General features: G+C 30.5%; 19 protein-coding genes and 1 pseudogene. 12 read left to right on the top strand and 8 right to left on the bottom strand.

What is annotated here, in order from left to right; genetic code table 11:
* Positions 1-2 precede the first annotated feature (2 nt).
* Complete coding sequence (locus ACOYLP_RS01960; RefSeq protein WP_422854494.1) at positions 3-317, bottom strand: hypothetical protein; 315 nt, start codon at positions 315-317, stop codon at positions 3-5.
* A 40-nt stretch (positions 318-357) separates the two neighbouring features.
* Entirely contained in the window at positions 358-942 is a 585-nt protein-coding gene (locus ACOYLP_RS01955; protein ID WP_422854493.1) for a hypothetical protein, read from the bottom strand.
* A 118-nt stretch (positions 943-1,060) separates the two neighbouring features.
* On the opposite strand from ACOYLP_RS01955, the gene ACOYLP_RS01950 reads away from it, so the two are divergent.
* From ACOYLP_RS01950 to ACOYLP_RS01915, 8 genes are all read left to right on the top strand, one after another.
* Positions 1,061-1,678 (top strand): hypothetical protein, encoded by a 618-nt coding sequence (locus tag ACOYLP_RS01950; RefSeq protein ID WP_422854492.1) that lies wholly within the window; start codon positions 1,061-1,063, stop codon positions 1,676-1,678.
* Between the two features lie 2 nt (positions 1,679-1,680).
* Entirely contained in the window at positions 1,681-2,163 is a 483-nt protein-coding gene (locus tag ACOYLP_RS01945) for a GNAT family N-acetyltransferase (protein ID WP_422854491.1), read from the top strand.
* The gene (locus ACOYLP_RS01940; RefSeq protein ID WP_422854490.1) at positions 2,163-2,339 is read left to right on the top strand and encodes a hypothetical protein; all 177 of its coding nucleotides are present in this window, start codon (positions 2,163-2,165) and stop codon (positions 2,337-2,339) included. Before ACOYLP_RS01945 ends, ACOYLP_RS01940 begins: the two co-directional genes overlap by 1 nt.
* An 80-nt stretch (positions 2,340-2,419) precedes the next feature.
* Complete coding sequence (locus ACOYLP_RS01935; RefSeq protein WP_422854489.1) at positions 2,420-2,806, top strand: hypothetical protein; 387 nt, start codon at positions 2,420-2,422, stop codon at positions 2,804-2,806.
* Positions 2,807-2,870: 64 nt separating this feature from the next.
* On the top strand, positions 2,871-3,446 hold the full coding sequence (locus ACOYLP_RS01930; protein WP_422854488.1) for a hypothetical protein: 576 nt from the start codon (positions 2,871-2,873) through the stop codon (positions 3,444-3,446).
* A gap of 3 nt (positions 3,447-3,449) precedes the next feature.
* Positions 3,450-3,665, top strand: a complete 216-nt coding sequence (locus ACOYLP_RS01925) for a hypothetical protein (RefSeq protein ID WP_422854487.1) — start codon at positions 3,450-3,452, stop codon at positions 3,663-3,665.
* A complete protein-coding gene (locus tag ACOYLP_RS01920) occupies positions 3,662-5,623 on the top strand; it encodes a DUF2779 domain-containing protein (protein WP_422854486.1) in 1,962 nt (653 codons plus the stop codon). Before ACOYLP_RS01925 ends, ACOYLP_RS01920 begins: the two co-directional genes overlap by 4 nt.
* A gap of 6 nt (positions 5,624-5,629) precedes the next feature.
* On the top strand, positions 5,630-7,033 hold the full coding sequence (locus tag ACOYLP_RS01915; RefSeq protein WP_422854485.1) for an ADP-ribosylglycohydrolase family protein: 1,404 nt from the start codon (positions 5,630-5,632) through the stop codon (positions 7,031-7,033).
* Positions 7,034-7,575: 542 nt separating this feature from the next.
* On the opposite strand, the gene ACOYLP_RS01910 is transcribed toward ACOYLP_RS01915, so the two are convergent.
* From ACOYLP_RS01910 to ACOYLP_RS01895, 4 genes are all read right to left on the bottom strand, one after another.
* Positions 7,576-8,763 (bottom strand): primase-helicase family protein, encoded by a 1,188-nt coding sequence (locus tag ACOYLP_RS01910; protein ID WP_422854484.1) that lies wholly within the window; start codon positions 8,761-8,763, stop codon positions 7,576-7,578.
* Positions 8,760-9,083: a hypothetical protein gene (locus ACOYLP_RS01905; protein ID WP_422854483.1), complete on the bottom strand. Its 324-nt coding sequence runs from the start codon at positions 9,081-9,083 to the stop codon at positions 8,760-8,762. Before ACOYLP_RS01905 ends, ACOYLP_RS01910 begins: the two co-directional genes overlap by 4 nt.
* Positions 9,084-9,095: 12 nt before the next feature.
* Positions 9,096-9,392: a helix-turn-helix domain-containing protein gene (locus ACOYLP_RS01900; RefSeq protein ID WP_422854482.1), complete on the bottom strand. Its 297-nt coding sequence runs from the start codon at positions 9,390-9,392 to the stop codon at positions 9,096-9,098.
* 76 nt (positions 9,393-9,468) lie between these two features.
* Positions 9,469-10,323 carry a hypothetical protein gene (locus ACOYLP_RS01895; protein WP_422854481.1) on the bottom strand — a complete coding sequence of 285 codons (855 nt, stop codon included), beginning with the start codon at positions 10,321-10,323 and terminating at the stop codon, positions 9,469-9,471.
* 572 nt (positions 10,324-10,895) lie between these two features.
* Between ACOYLP_RS01895 and ACOYLP_RS01890 the strand changes: the two genes are divergently transcribed.
* The 3 genes from ACOYLP_RS01890 (at position 10,896) to ACOYLP_RS01880 (ending at position 13,987) form a co-directional block, all read left to right on the top strand.
* A complete protein-coding gene (locus tag ACOYLP_RS01890; RefSeq protein WP_422854480.1) occupies positions 10,896-11,234 on the top strand; it encodes a hypothetical protein in 339 nt (112 codons plus the stop codon).
* Between the two features lie 65 nt (positions 11,235-11,299).
* Complete coding sequence (locus ACOYLP_RS01885; protein ID WP_422854479.1) at positions 11,300-11,770, top strand: HAD domain-containing protein; 471 nt, start codon at positions 11,300-11,302, stop codon at positions 11,768-11,770.
* Between the two features lie 648 nt (positions 11,771-12,418).
* Positions 12,419-13,987, top strand: a complete 1,569-nt coding sequence (locus ACOYLP_RS01880) for a hypothetical protein (RefSeq protein WP_422854478.1) — start codon at positions 12,419-12,421, stop codon at positions 13,985-13,987.
* 189 nt (positions 13,988-14,176) lie between these two features.
* On the opposite strand, the gene ACOYLP_RS01875 is transcribed toward ACOYLP_RS01880, so the two are convergent.
* Both ACOYLP_RS01875 and ACOYLP_RS01870 read right to left on the bottom strand, forming a co-directional pair.
* The gene (locus ACOYLP_RS01875) at positions 14,177-14,341 is read right to left on the bottom strand and encodes a hypothetical protein (RefSeq protein WP_422854477.1); all 165 of its coding nucleotides are present in this window, start codon (positions 14,339-14,341) and stop codon (positions 14,177-14,179) included.
* A gap of 15 nt (positions 14,342-14,356) precedes the next feature.
* Entirely contained in the window at positions 14,357-14,548 is a 192-nt protein-coding gene (locus ACOYLP_RS01870) for a hypothetical protein (RefSeq protein WP_422854476.1), read from the bottom strand.
* 40 nt (positions 14,549-14,588) lie between these two features.
* Here ACOYLP_RS01870 and ACOYLP_RS01865 point away from each other — a divergent pair.
* Positions 14,589-14,705, top strand: a pseudogene (locus ACOYLP_RS01865) (sugar phosphate nucleotidyltransferase); the annotation flags it as partial.

Here is a 14,705-nt window from a genome sequence, read left to right as displayed (position 1 = left end):
AACTATTTAATTTCAATTAACGGGTAATATTTCACTGTAACTTTATCGATTTTCATCTCTTTCATTTCTTTTTCAATTATTTCCCATCTGTATGGTACTCTTCCGTTAATTTTTCTATTTTCATCCGTATTTCCTATATAAGTTGAAGGTGCTATTGTACCTTTACCATAATACTTACAAATAAAATTTGCAGGTCTTTTAGTCTCAAAAATATCAATAGCCCATTTTCCTTCTTTAAACTTTAACTTACTAAAAAACTGATGAATTTCAATTGCAGTTGTAAATTCTTTTTCTAAACATTTATCTATTGTTTCCATATTCTTATAATGTATTTATAGCTATATTCTTTTTTAATTTTTAATTAAATAATTGGTTCAATATATTTTGATAATAATCAAATGGAAAATTATTAAAATCATTTCCATTAGTATAATGTACACACCATAAATTAGATTCTGGAACTGCTATATTGATATCACCACCAATTTGAAAGCCTAACCAATTTTCATTTGCTGGATATATAATCTCATTTTGATTTCTATTTGATAAAATTTTAATGCAGATTTTTTCAAATAAAGATTTTTCTGGAATATACAAATACGGCAGTAAATGTATATAATCACTTATTTCATTTTCATTAAAATTTCCATTTAATTGATTAAATGCTCGTCCTACATGTTTTCTAAAGATAGAATTATTAATCGTCCCATTTTGATGATGCCCCAATCTGTTATTACCATTATCCCCTGTAATTCCTACTCGAACAATTTTAAATCTATCATTACCAACGATTGAATTAGGGTCAAAGAAGAAATATAATCCAGAATTTTGGGTGAATTCTTGAGGAATAGGATTCTGTAAATAATAAAAATTACCATTGTGATGATTGTCTTTATATTGATATAAAGAATCATAAATAAAATTAATTAATTCTTCTCTCATTTGTTAGTTTATTAAGTTGAGGATACAAATATATAAAACCCCGCTCACTTAATCTATTTCAACTTTGCCGTTTCGTGACTAACTTATATTTTACTTTTGTGCTTTAAATCAATTATTTATGCAAAATAAAATTCTATTAGAAGAGCTAATAAGAGTTAATAATTCTAATCACATTTGCTCGGAAATAATAAAAAATTACAGAATAGAGCAGGATATTAAAATTGATGATTTTGCATTTGCTCATTTGGTTTATAGTATCAATGATAAACCTGTCTTGTTTCATATCAACTTCAGTAATACTACTGAAGATTCAACCAAAAATGAATTTAACATCCACTTGCAAAATCTGAATCAGAAATCTTTTTCTGAGTTGTTATATTTGGTTACTTATTATGGGTTTTTCAAAGAAGACGAAGCGAATCTATCCTTATTTAAAGATAACAACAGTACTGGTGCAGTAGCTTCCTACTTAGAAAGTACCAATGGTAAATTGTTGTACCATTACCAAGTGGAACAATTATACAGTTCTATTTCCAACTCTACTATTGATGAAGCCATTACTTTCAGAAAAGCAATTAACTTGAAACGACCAAGTGCCTTTGAAAAAGCAAAAACAATGCTCTTGCCTTCGGGTGAATCTTTGTTTGAAGTTATAACAAAATATAGGTTTCGAGATTTTACTTTATATCCTAAAATAAAAGAAGCAATTGCATTGTATAATTATTTGAATCAATAACTATGATAACTATTGAAGAAGCAAGACCCGAACATGTTGAAGTAATTGTTTCCCTTTGGGAAGATTTGATGGAAATCCATAAAAAATTAGACGCTGAATTTTTTGATTCTACTGATATATGTATCGAAGAATACGCTAGTGGTGTCAGAGGAACCATAAGTAGTTCATCGGATGATAGGAAGGTATTTGTAGCCCTTGCCAATGAAACAGTTGTTGGATATGTTACAGTTGAAATCATGCATTTTTCAATGTTGTATTATAATTTTGACTCCTTATGTGTTATAGGTGATATAATGATAGCTCAACCATACAGAAACCAAGGAATAGGAAAATTATTTATTGAAGAAGCCAAGATAATTGCCCGAAAGCATAACGCAAAAAAACTAAAGCTTAATGTATTTGCAAAGAATCTAATATCGTATGAATATTTTAAGAACCAAGGCTTTGAGGATATGATGTTTCAAATGACAAAAAAGGTTGAATAATGGTTACAAAAAAACAATTAATGGATTTGTTTGAAGAAGCAAAAAAGAATAAAGAAGGTTTAGCACTTTTAAAACAAACAGCATTGGTTTGTCAAAAATATGAACTTGCCGCAATTTTAAGAATGTTGGAAATTGAACTTTTTCCCGAAACAAAAGGGAATAGCAAGTTAAAATAATGATTTAACAAAATTTAACTTCGCCATAATTTGACTAATCAACTTATTAATTTTGAACTCTAATTTAAAAACCATCTCTTATGAAAAAGTATTTAATTTATGTATTCTGTTTATTAGTTAACATTGCCTTTGCCCAAGATAAATCAATAAAGACCTATGATTTAAATGGCGTTAAGTTTTCCGTTAATAAAGATTATTGGCTAAAAATCGATTGTGTTAAGTCGATGCCAAGTAATCAATTTATGATTATTGAAATGCGAAAATTAGATTACCCTTATAATGACCATATAGAATTCTCATCAATATTCTATACCCGTGCATTTCAAAGTAATGATTTGATAAAATCTGGCCATCAGATTAATAAAGGAAGCTATTTATTTAGGGTTATTTTAGCTGTAAAAAATGAAGATGGTGGGAGTGAGCTATACAAAGTTTTAAAATTAGATGAGCGATTGGTAGCTTTATAATTATTTTGAAAATGTCAATTTACAATAATAAATTCACTTCAATTAACCTTTAAATCAATCTTTTATGGTATCAAATTATTCTGTTGCTGTTTCTAATGTTGTTTGTATTGATTTGTTAAATTCTTCATGGGAAGAAATCCAAAACTATTTTTTAATATCCAATGCACCAAGAGGTGTTAGAATCTATTTAAAAAACAATCATAAGGCGTTGCACAATGATTTGTCAAATGATGAATATCCACATCTAGTATATATAGAGGACAATTTTATTATTGGAACTAGAAGGCATAAACAAAATTATAGTTCTTTTCAATTGGGTGGTCTTGAAATACTTTCTCAAAATAGAAAGGCTAAAGCTATTAATAAAACTTTTTTTGATATAGTAGAACTTTCATTAGTTGAGATGAATTGTATAGAACTTCCTTCCTTGTTGTTAAATTGTTTTACTATTGCTTTTAAAAAACAAAAGGATATAAATAGATATGATGCAAAAATCTTCAATGCCCACATTCAGGTTTTTGATTTATTAGCTATTCCATTAGAACAAATTACTAAGAGGTTTAATGTTGGAATTCATTTCTTTGAAAACGTAGATGCCTCAGAACTAATTTTAAAAGAAGTATATTACAAAGACCACTAACCTTTGATATTTCTTTTTAAGGATGTCGATGATTTTGAATTCATGGGTTGGAATACGGAATACCTTATTGCTTTGCAAAATAGTAAAACAAATAAAGAACTGTCAATTGATATAGGTGCTACTGTAGATAAAATATTAGATAAAATCAATACAGTTGGGCTAATCAACTTGGAAGAAGAAGAAATGACATTTTTAAATTATTATTCAAAATCATTATGAAAGTACTCTCAAAATCTCGTTTTAAGTTAGGACTAGAATGTCCAAACAAGCTGTTTTTTACTAGTGATAAAAGCTATACCAACAAAAAGATGGATGATTCCTTCTTGCAAGCTCTTGCAAAAGGTGGGTTTCAAGTGGAAGAGTTAGCTCGTTTGCATTATCCAAAAGGGATTTTTATTAATACTGAGAATTACGAATATGAAAAAGCATTTCAGCTAACTCAGGAAGCATTATTATTACAGAATGCTGTGATTTATGAAGCCGCTTTTTTAATGGATAATTTCTTTATTAGAACCGATATTTTAGTAAAAGAAGGCAATCACATTCGGTTAATTGAAGTAAAAGCAAAATCATTTAACCCTAATGAAGAAAACATTTTCGTTGGAAGTCGTGGTGGATTAGTAAGTAGTTGGAAACCCTATTTGTTTGACTTGGCTTTCCAAAAGCATGTTGCCACATTGACTTATCCCAACTTTCATTTTGAAGCCTATTTCATGATGGCTGACAAAACTAAAACGGCAACTATTGATGGATTAAATCAACTATTTAGAGTTCCAGCCAACGGAAATCCTAGAACAGATATAATTAAAAAAGTAAGTAGTATTGAGGAAATTGGCGAATCGGTTTTATCTGAAATTAACGTGGATGCTATTGTTAATGCTATTATAAGTGACCAATATAAATACCATGATAATCTAGGTTTCCACGAATCATTAAAACTGTTTAAGGATTCCTATTTAGATTCGCATTATATTAACTGGGAAACAAAATTCAGTGCTTGTAAAAAATGTGAATTCAAAGCAAGTATTGAAGAGAAACTAGAAGGAAAGTTATCTGGATTTGAACATTGCTTTAAAAAACAACACAATTGGTCAGATGATGATTTCCTCAAGCCTAACGCTATGGAAGTTTGGAATTTTAGAGGTAAAGATTTAATGGAATCCAACCGTCTTTTTATGGAAGACCTTGTTGAGGAAGATTTTAATATTACAGCTATAGCAGATAAAATTTCATCGGGGGAAAGACAATGGATTCAAGTAGAAAAATCCAGAGATAATGATAATTCTATTTATGTGGAAAAAGATGGTTTGCAAACCGAAATGGCTAAATGGAAATTTCCATTGCACTTTATTGATTTTGAAACCAGCACTGTTGCCTTGCCTTTTACTGCTGGAAGAAGACCGTATGAGCAAGTAGCATTTCAGTTCTCCCATCATATTTATTATGAAGATGGAACCATTGAGCACAAATCAGAATTTATTAGCAATACTGCTGGTGATTTTCCTAATTTCATTTTTGCCAGAGCATTAAAAAAATCCTTAGAAAATGATAATGGAACTATTTTCCGATTTGCAACTCATGAAAACTCTATTTTAAATGCCATTATGGTGCAACTAAATGCAAGTAATGAAGAAGATAAAGTGGAACTAATTACATTTATAAAAACAATTACCAATTCCACGAAAGACAGTGTTGATGAATGGGAAGGAGAACGCAACATGGTCGATTTAAACAAAATTGTAAAAGAGTATTATTATAATCCACACACAAAAGGTTCTAATTCCATCAAAGCTGTTTTGCCAGCTTCTTTAAATTCAAGTGCCTATTTGAAACAAAAATACAGTCAGCCAATTGGAGCAATTAACTTGACCAGTACAAATTTTGCCGACAGTCATATTTGGCTTAAAATAGATAAGAATGAAGTGGTAAATCCTTATAAAATGTTGCCACCTGTTTTTGATGGTTGGACAGAATTAGAACTACAAGAAAATTTATCTGAAATTGATGGGATTGCAGATGGTGGAGCTGCTTTAACTGCTTATGCTAAATTGCAATATCAAGACATGACTGAAAGAGAACGAATAGAAATTACTCAAGGTTTGTTGAAATATTGTAAATTAGATACTTTGGCAATGGTAATGATATATGAGCATTTTAGAGAAGATTTAATTAAATAGATTTACATGGAGAGGATAGAAAGAAATTATTTAAAAGACCTACTTTATGGGCTTTGCGTTGGTGATGCTTTGGGGGTTCCTGTTGAATTTGAAAGCAGAGAATACTTAAAGAAAAACCCTGTTACGAAAATGTGTTCTGGAGGTGTACATGACCAAGGGACAGGGGTATGGTCAGATGATAGTTCGCTATCTTTTTGTTTGGCAGAATCTATTATAGAAGGATATGACATTCATAATTTAGCCAATAAATTCATCAAATGGAAAAATGAAGGCTATTGGACTGCAACAGGAGAAGTGTTTGATATTGGGAATACAACAAGTCAATCCATCATCAATCTAAATAAAGAAGTTCATCCAACGTTGGCTGGAGCCCTAGGTGAAATTGATAATGGAAATGGTTCGTTAATGCGAATATTACCATTGGTTATTTTACTAAAAGATTTAAGCATTGAAAAGCGTTTTGACTTAGTAAAAGAAGTTTCATCTATCACCCATGCACATAATCGTTCTGTGATTTCTTGTTTTTATTACTTAGAGTTTGCATTGCAAATAATGGACGGAAATGAAAAATTTGATATTTATGAAAATGTAAAAATATCAGTTTCTGATTTTTTAAATTCAAATGAAATTTATAGTAATGAATTAATTCATTTTGACAGACTTATAAACGGAAATATAAATGAATTAGAAGAAGAATTAATTCAAAGTGGCGGATATGTAATCCAAACTTTAGAAGCTAGTATTTGGTGTTTATTAACTACCAATAATTATGAAGAAGCTGTATTAAAAGCCGTAAATTTAGGAGGTGATACCGATACGACTGCAGCTGTTACTGGTGGATTAGCAGGTTTAATATACGGTTTTGACTCAATCCCAAAAACATGGGTCGTATCAATTCGTAAAAGAAACAAAATAAATAAATTAATACATGGTCATCAAAAACAAGTAAATAGCCTTAGAGGTAAAATGATAGTTAATTACAACATAACTACTCGTGATTATATTGAAGAAAATGGTGTTTTTAAAGACGATTCAGCAGTCTTATTTGATTCTGTGCCATATGAATTAGAAGCTATTTTACATTTAACAAATGAATATGGAGTGAATAGTATTTCATTAAATTTTAATTATCCTAACTATCCCAATTCAGGATTTATATCTTGTGAATTAGAATCTGAAATAACAAGTTCTAACGAAGATTTTAATTTTCTATTAGATTTTAGTGATTTTATTTTCATAAACGAAAATGAAGCACTTTTGAATGGAACTTTGGCGGTTAATCTATTCGATTCTGATAATGTAGATAATTTCAAATATGAATTGCTGATTGAACAGGATAATTGTAAAGAAATATTATTGAATAGTACAATTTATCCAATTACTCATTTTTTTGATGAAGATGAAAATTAAAACACATATTTTGCAATCTAATTTGTTAAACATTAACTTCGTTAGAGGATTGAATTATAAAAACCAAGCCGATGTAAAAGTATTTGTAGTTAAGTATGAGAATCAGGACGACACAATGAAATGCTCATAGCGACACATGTAATAATAAATCATTGCAATGATATTGCAATGATTTATTATTACTATTATGGTCTGTTTTATTGGGATTGCGAGGTATTGCAATGGTATTGCAATGATTTATAGAGGTAATTGCAATAGCATTATAATGGTTTTGATACTGAAATAATATTATCGTTTTGTAACCTCGTTACCACGCATTAAAATTAAGTGGAATAGGATGTTGTTTTTGTTGACTTGTTGAAATTATGTTGTGAAGTCTTTATTGGTTAAGGTTTATAACTTCAACAAATGGTCAACACACTGTCAACAAAAAAATATTTGACTATTGCAATATATTTTTTGTTGACAGTGTGTTGATGCTCTGTTTACTTATAAAGAATTATTTTTATTGACTTTTTTCCCAATTGTCAACAAATCAACAATTATTTGATAAATTCTTCTCTCTTGAAAGTATAAAATCTCCCTTTTCGATTTTCAGTATAAACACTCCATTTTTTACCCACATTTGACAAGTCCAAACGGTATAAATTATAACTGCTATTTTTAGGTTCTAACTTAAAACTATCTGTTATGATTTTTGAAACATAATTTTTCCCTACTCTGATATTGGCTAGGTTTAATTGTTCGTGCAAATCTTTAGTAGTATAATATAATTCATCTAATTCAAGCGTACAGAACTGGTCAATTAAAAACTCTTCAATTTCTTTTTCAATAGAAGTTCTGTTTCCACGAACTAAAACATCTAATGCATTGGTATAAATCTGCTCTTTAGTAAACCACATTCGAGTTGTTCTTTGGGTTTCTATTTTTCTATGAGTTAAGTGATATGCGAAAGAAACAATTTCTTTTCTCATTTGCTCTAATAAGTCCGGATTTTCTTTTGCAAAAGGATTGACTCTAATCACCCAGTAACGAATTTCTAAATCATCTATCTTAATAAAGTTTTCTTCATTATTTGAACATAGAATAAACTTACCGAAAAACTCGATTTCAGCCTTGTCAACTCCTTTGCCCTCTAGTTTGTAATAATTAGAGGTTGAAAGGTTTTTTATCCTTTCGCTGTCTTCTTTTTTATCCAGTAATACTTCATCAACAGCCACAATTAATTTTCCTGCCCAATCTGAATTAAAACGACTTCTAAAGTCTTCATTCTTATTGATTGTCATATTACCTTCAAAAATCAGTTTTAAGAGTTTTAGAAAGGTGCTTTTACCTGTGTTTCTCTCCACACTTACCAAGCACAATATGGGTAAGATTTGACTGGGGTGCTTCCAAAGAATTGTTAAATAATCCAATCCTAGTTCATACTGATTACCAAAAAGATGTTGCAGAAAAAGTTTTATATTTTCCCAATCTCCTTTTTCACTCACATAGTAAGAAAGAGGTTCATACTTATTGTAAAAATTATTAATCTCTCTTTGATAATTAATGTGTGAAGGAAACGTACAGAAAGTTTCATATTTTTTTATGGCTTTCAAACTGTCTTTCCCAAAATCATCTATAATGGTGGCTTTATTCCATTTTATTAATGATTTCATATTGTCGCCACTCATAAGAGGACATAATACTTCCTTGAAATATTCTGTTCCCACACGGATATACTCTTTCATATTTCAAAAATTATAGCTGCCATTTTTGAAGGGTCAAAGTTATGGGAATGCTTATTTTTCCTAATTGTGATTAAAACTCCATGTAATTCAGAATCTTTTAATAAAACGCTATTAATGTTGTTTGATAATAATTTGAAATTATGATTATCGTAGCCTCTTATAAGTTGCCCAATTAATTCGCAAGATTCAATGTATTTTCCAGTCGCATATACTAGATTATTATCTTTATTATAATCCAGTCGTAACCTCGAAAAATCGTTTTTTAAGCAATTCAAATGACTTAAAGCATCTGAAATTAAAGTTTGATTATTAATTTGCATAAAAAAAGTGTTTTAAAGTTGACCAAATTGGTTTTTTCGATTTAATGATTTTAAAACTTCACTTTTTTTATAGCGAACTTTATTTCCTATGCGATACGCAGGAATAATATCTTTTTTCGTCCAGTCCCATAAAGTAACTAAACTAACCGAAAGGAGTTTTGAGGTTTCATCTCTAGTAAGAAGTTGGTCAGTTTGCTCATTCAGTTGCAATGAGCCTGCATTGTTTTTTAATGCTAAAAGAACGCCGTCAATGATTTCATTTTTGAATTCAGTTGCATCGATGTTTTCAAGTTGTACTACGTTTTTCATATCCTATAAATTTTAAATTATAGGGCAAACTTAATTTAGTCAAATGGGGTTAAAACTATTAGGGTAACCCTGATGGTTACCCTAATAGTTTTTTTATAATTTCATCTGCTTTTTTTCTGTCGTTTAAAAGTTTTTCTGAATTTTCAGAACTTTTTTTGTCAAGCTCAAGATAAATCTTTTTAATGTTGTCTTTATTTTTACCTAGTAAATAACTAAGTATTTCGCCTTTTTTTGTTGCACTTATACTGCTCCAGTCATTTATGTTTATGATTTCCTCAAGTAGAAAAACTTGTAATGAAGTATCAACAAAATTTGATTTCTGTTTAGTGTTTTTTAGTTTATTAATTTGCTCTATACAATAATCTATTTGTGTCTTTATGGTGTAATATTTTATCCATAAACTTAAAATCTCTTTGGGAACATCTGACATTTCAATATCTGATGTTAAATACTTCTCAATAAAAGTAATTTCTCCACTAAGACAATCATAGATTAATTCCTGCCAATTTTCAAACCCATTAAACTCTTTTATTTCAGCATAAACAAGATATTCCGACTCATTTTTAACTTGCGAATATAAATCCTTGTGCTTTTTTTCTAAGTATTTTATTTTTTCAGTAGTTTCAATTCTACCTTCTAAATTGGTTAAAATCTTGTTTAAATCAAATTGCGTGTCCGTTGCTACTTCTTCAACAAAAAAACGAATGGAAGTATATATTTCTTTTAAAATGTCTGGATTTATAAGGTACTCTTTTGTTCCTGATGTTATCGTAGTATCAAATTCTATTGAATCAGTTTTCACATTGTCAATTAAAATTTCATCTTCAATAAAAACATTGTGCAAAACAAGGTTGTCAATATTTGAAATTATTAATTCTTCGAGCTTAAATTTCTTTACAAATTTTCTGTTTTCTATTTCTTCGTAATCCATTATTATTTTTTTATGTAGATTATTTTAGTGTCTATTTTGTTTCTTTCAACCCAAAAATAACCTTTTATATTTTCAATTTTATAAAACGAAAATTAATCCAGCTAAATATTTGACTGAATTAATCATTGTCGGACAATAATAGAAAAAGAAATTAAAAAACTGAATATTTTTTTTGAAATTGGGACAACCGTCGGACAAGAAGAGAATAAAAAAACCGTAAACGCTTATTAATCAGTCGTTTACGGTTTAGTGTTGCGGAGAAAGAGGGAATTGTACCTCTTACCTTATGCTTTGATATATAAGGGTTATATATTTTTTTCCTAATCTAGGGTCTCGCTTTTGCTCCTCTATTTTGATTTGCAAATTTTCGAAATCTTACAAAACAAATATAATGAATAAAAATGACTAGACAAAAAAGCTTAAATATAGTTGTTCAATGGTTGAACTGGTTTATGAATTTACTCTTATTTCATTTGCGATTTACTACAAAACATGTAGCATATCGCAAGTAGAATATTTTATAAAGCTATAATTATTTCAGTAAGTTTGCCTTTTATTATTTATATTTTACAATGGCTAAAATCACAAAAGCTGAAATTGAAAATTTTTTAGCACAAGCAACCTTTGACCTTAAACCCGGGCAAGGTGCAATTAGTTTTCCAATTATTGAACGAATCCATAGGCGATTACAACTGGGTAAAAGATTTAGTTCTATAAAAGTCCATGAAGGAATTATTATTGACGGTCATCATCGCTACATTTGTATGAGTATTTTAGGATTGGAAATTGAAACATCCAAAGGAGGGAAAAATCCATCTGCCGAAGGATTTGAATGGAAGAAATTAAATGTTGAAGTAATTGATTATGATACCGAGACAGATATTCAACTTTATGAGGAACTGTACGACTGATTAACAGTGAGTTAAAAAAACACTCAATGTGTTTTTTGTTAAAGAAAAGACATTACCTTTGTAACATGTTAATATTATTAGACATCGATGGTGTAATGCTTTCGGCATCTTCTTGGAAACCAGTTGAGCGATTAGACGATGGTTTTTCAAGTTTTAATCCTAGAGCAGTTTCAAGTCTTCAAAGAATTATTTTGGAGACTGGTGCTTCTATTGTCTTAACTACATCTCATAAATCTACCTATAGTTTGCCTCAATGGTATAATATTTTCAAAAAAAGAGGTATTGATGTATCTATTGTAGGTAAACTTGATGACAATACCACGTTTTTAAGCCGTAAAGAAGAAATCTTAAATTGGCAACAAAAAAACCAGGGCATTAATGATTACGTTATTATTGATGATGATAAGTCATTAAATGGTTTGCCAAGTAAAATTAAAGACAAACTTGTTCTTACAAGTCCAATGGTAGGTTTAACTATTGATGATGCTTTATCTGCTATTGAAACTTTAAAGAAATCGGAATTAGTTTATGCTTAACTAAAAAAGTTAATAAATATAAGAAGCCTCTTTTTTAAGAGGCTTCTTTTTTACTAAATATGTATACAAATTCTTTCGAATAATGCTGTTGGATAACTAAACTTTTAAAGTTTTATTATTTTGTTCATAATTCTCACCAATACAATATTCTGAATTATTTAGTTCAACTGCTATCATTGATATTGTGAATATAATTTGATGTTCCTTTCCAAATCTATTTGACATTGATGTAATTAATTTTTGGAAATTTATTTCGAAAAGGAAAATACGGTCGATAGCGCAATTCGAAGACAAACCATTTTATTCAATTGCAAATGTGGAAGATTTACCAGAGGTAATGACCAACAGTTTGGTTTATATTATCCAAGAAGGAATTCAGCCTGAACTTTTAGCATTCAAATATGTCCCTGTGGCTGTAAGATAATATTCTGCTTAACCTTTTAACAAATACTTCACCACAATGGCATTTTACAATTACTGATAAAGGCATTGTAAATGTTTCTCCATTGATCTGAAGAACAGTTGGTTACAGAAGCAGTATTGGAAAAATCAATGGAAATGCAAAATGGGTCTGATGAAAAAACCACGGTAAAAGTGGCTTTTTAAATTATTATATTTGAAAATGTAACTAATTATGGTTCAAAAGAAATGATGGAAAAAGAGCGACAAAAAGAAGACCAGAATGAGTATGCCAAAAACATCAAAGGTGAAATAAAATTCATACTCGATGTTGAAAGCGGGCGCAAGGGATATTGGTGTTTGGGCTGCGACGAAGAAATGCAGGCTGTGCATTTTAAAGTTGAGCATTACAAATCGTATTTTCGGCATGATGCCAAAGATTTAAAGATTGAAAGGAAATGTACTTTCAGCAATCAAAATTTTCGGCACCGATTAGCCATGGATATACTGGCCAGAACAAAAAGGATTAAAGTGCCTAATTTGTATAAATTTTCGCCGGATGGAAGTTCAAAAGTATTATTACAAGAATCTAGTTTTGTTGAAGCGCACTCGGTAAAAGTTGAACTCACATTTTATGAAAATAATGCTGGGCTGGTGATGTGGGGGAAAAATCCTGAGATCGATGAGAAGCATTTATTAATAAGGCCAGATATCACCTTTTTCGATGTACATCAACGTCCAATCCTTCTAATTGAGATTGTCGTTACACATAAAGTGAATGATGAGAAACGGGTTAAATTAAAACGATTGGGGATTAACACAATTCAAATCACTATTCCAAAGGATTCCCCAGAAAATATTGCAAAAAGCTTAGAAATTACACAACATACTAAATGGGTTTATAACTATGTCGAACAAAACACCAACTATTTACAACTTTCCAAAGGAGATCGAGAGGGAATTTCACCAGCTGATGCAATCGAAATGGGATTTTTCAGAGAATCTTTCGCCTGCCGAGAGAGCCAAATTAAAAATCTTATACGATCGATTACAAAGTGCCTGGAATCTCAACACTACCGAAGAATTGAACAGGAATTTAAATCTGAGCTATCAAGAGTTGCGGGAAACGCAGGCCGAGATCTCGCAAGACTGGAAGATCTACGAAATGAGCATCGAGGAAGAGTTGCAGAACGATATTCAGATCAGATTGCAACGATTGAAGAAGACGAAAGACAATTCAACGTCGAACTTGGAGCAACAGAAGCAGAAGTTAGACGAAAAGATTCAGAACTGGAGCAAAGATATCTTGCAGAGAAAAGACGAATTGAAGATCGAAGAACAGAAATTGAAGAACTTATCGAACAGTGTGGAAATGTTGAAGGAACACAGAGAGCGCTTGATGGAGAGTCGAAAGCTATTGGAGAAAAAATCAGAACAGTTGATGATAGAATCGAAGTTGTTATCAGAGACAGAGGAAATATACCAAGCAAATTTGAACGACTTTATAACAAAGAACAATCAAAATTTGAAGATGTTGCAGCAGGGATTAGAAAAGCAGAAGAAAGCATCCCAAATGATATTATCGAAGGAAAGCGATCGCTTGAATCAAAATTTGAAGCAGATCGAGAAAGATCAATTGAAACTGTTGCGAGCCGAGATAGCCGAGGAAATTCTGAACTGTCCGAGGGAATTAAAAGAATTTTTACTGCAAGGGGAATTATCCTTAATTTCAATGAAAGAGAAAACACTTATAAGAGAAACCGAGCAGCTTATGAATGCTTTAAGAACGGGACTTACAAAAATTGGTTTAAATTATGATTTATACTTTGAGAAAATAGATGAGTTTATAATAAATCGGGATAGTGAATGATTATTTACATTTAAGCCTCTTTTCTTATTAGTAGATAATGACATTAAAATCTATATTCATGATCCGCATTAGCTTTAATTAAAAAAGCCCTGCTACATCTCTGCAACAGGACTTTCCCGATCAACCCAAATCAAAAACTATTTCTTTGCTTTTGCTTTTACCACTCTACCACCCTTAACATAACGATAGCCCTTTTTCAGCGTTCCATCTTTTTTCACTCCCTCTCTTTTGATTACTCCACTACAAAGCTTCTTTGCCGAGATTCTTTTTTTGCCTTTCGATTTTGTTTTTTTCGCTACCATGATTTCTGATTTTAGTTATTTGACTTTAAATGATAATTTCTTTTTTTTTGGTTCTTTTACTACTTTCTTGAAGTACATAGAGTATTTTAAAGAGAGGTCATTTCCTCTGTTTTTCTCAAGCGTAGCAACTCTTTGCTTTGGATCTGGATGTGAGGAACAATGAATTACCGAAGTTGGATTATGCGCCATCTTATTACCGCCATACATGGCCCCATTTTCTTTGACTTGTGAAATAAAGCACCAAATGATTTTTGGGTATTTAGTACATGATCCAAGGGCGTATGGTGTTGTTGAATTTGATGGTGAAGGGATGGTTCTTTCCATCGAGGAGAAACCAGCCCACCCAAAATCAAATTATGCAGTT

The sequence above is a fragment of the Flavobacterium sp. genome, from assembly GCF_049318325.1.
GTDB lineage: Bacteria > Bacteroidota > Bacteroidia > Flavobacteriales > Flavobacteriaceae > Flavobacterium.
The sequence above is the reverse complement of the archived record's forward strand: the minus strand, read 5'-3'. Positions and strand labels throughout refer to the sequence as shown.

What these genes read in the sequence shown, in the direction of transcription:
- ACOYLP_RS01960 (WP_422854494.1), bottom strand. Translation starts at nt 317, where the DNA reads ATGGAAACAATAGATAAATGTTTAGAAAAAGAATTTACAACTGCAATT.
- ACOYLP_RS01955 (WP_422854493.1), bottom strand. Translation starts at nt 942, where the DNA reads ATGAGAGAAGAATTAATTAATTTTATTTATGATTCTTTATATCAATAT.
- ACOYLP_RS01950 (WP_422854492.1), top strand. Translation starts at nt 1,061, where the DNA reads ATGCAAAATAAAATTCTATTAGAAGAGCTAATAAGAGTTAATAATTCT.
- ACOYLP_RS01945 (WP_422854491.1), top strand. Translation starts at nt 1,681, where the DNA reads ATGATAACTATTGAAGAAGCAAGACCCGAACATGTTGAAGTAATTGTT.
- ACOYLP_RS01940 (WP_422854490.1), top strand. Translation starts at nt 2,163, where the DNA reads ATGGTTACAAAAAAACAATTAATGGATTTGTTTGAAGAAGCAAAAAAG.
- ACOYLP_RS01935 (WP_422854489.1), top strand. Translation starts at nt 2,420, where the DNA reads ATGAAAAAGTATTTAATTTATGTATTCTGTTTATTAGTTAACATTGCC.
- ACOYLP_RS01930 (WP_422854488.1), top strand. Translation starts at nt 2,871, where the DNA reads ATGGTATCAAATTATTCTGTTGCTGTTTCTAATGTTGTTTGTATTGAT.
- ACOYLP_RS01920 (WP_422854486.1), top strand. Translation starts at nt 3,662, where the DNA reads ATGAAAGTACTCTCAAAATCTCGTTTTAAGTTAGGACTAGAATGTCCA.
- ACOYLP_RS01915 (WP_422854485.1), top strand. Translation starts at nt 5,630, where the DNA reads ATGGAGAGGATAGAAAGAAATTATTTAAAAGACCTACTTTATGGGCTT.
- ACOYLP_RS01910 (WP_422854484.1), bottom strand. Translation starts at nt 8,763, where the DNA reads ATGAAAGAGTATATCCGTGTGGGAACAGAATATTTCAAGGAAGTATTA.
- ACOYLP_RS01905 (WP_422854483.1), bottom strand. Translation starts at nt 9,083, where the DNA reads ATGCAAATTAATAATCAAACTTTAATTTCAGATGCTTTAAGTCATTTG.
- ACOYLP_RS01900 (WP_422854482.1), bottom strand. Translation starts at nt 9,392, where the DNA reads ATGAAAAACGTAGTACAACTTGAAAACATCGATGCAACTGAATTCAAA.
- ACOYLP_RS01895 (WP_422854481.1), bottom strand. Translation starts at nt 10,323, where the DNA reads ATGGATTACGAAGAAATAGAAAACAGAAAATTTGTAAAGAAATTTAAG.
- ACOYLP_RS01890 (WP_422854480.1), top strand. Translation starts at nt 10,896, where the DNA reads ATGGCTAAAATCACAAAAGCTGAAATTGAAAATTTTTTAGCACAAGCA.
- ACOYLP_RS01885 (WP_422854479.1), top strand. Translation starts at nt 11,300, where the DNA reads ATGTTAATATTATTAGACATCGATGGTGTAATGCTTTCGGCATCTTCT.
- ACOYLP_RS01880 (WP_422854478.1), top strand. Translation starts at nt 12,419, where the DNA reads ATGATGGAAAAAGAGCGACAAAAAGAAGACCAGAATGAGTATGCCAAA.
- ACOYLP_RS01875 (WP_422854477.1), bottom strand. Translation starts at nt 14,341, where the DNA reads ATGGTAGCGAAAAAAACAAAATCGAAAGGCAAAAAAAGAATCTCGGCA.
- ACOYLP_RS01870 (WP_422854476.1), bottom strand. Translation starts at nt 14,548, where the DNA reads ATGTATGGCGGTAATAAGATGGCGCATAATCCAACTTCGGTAATTCAT.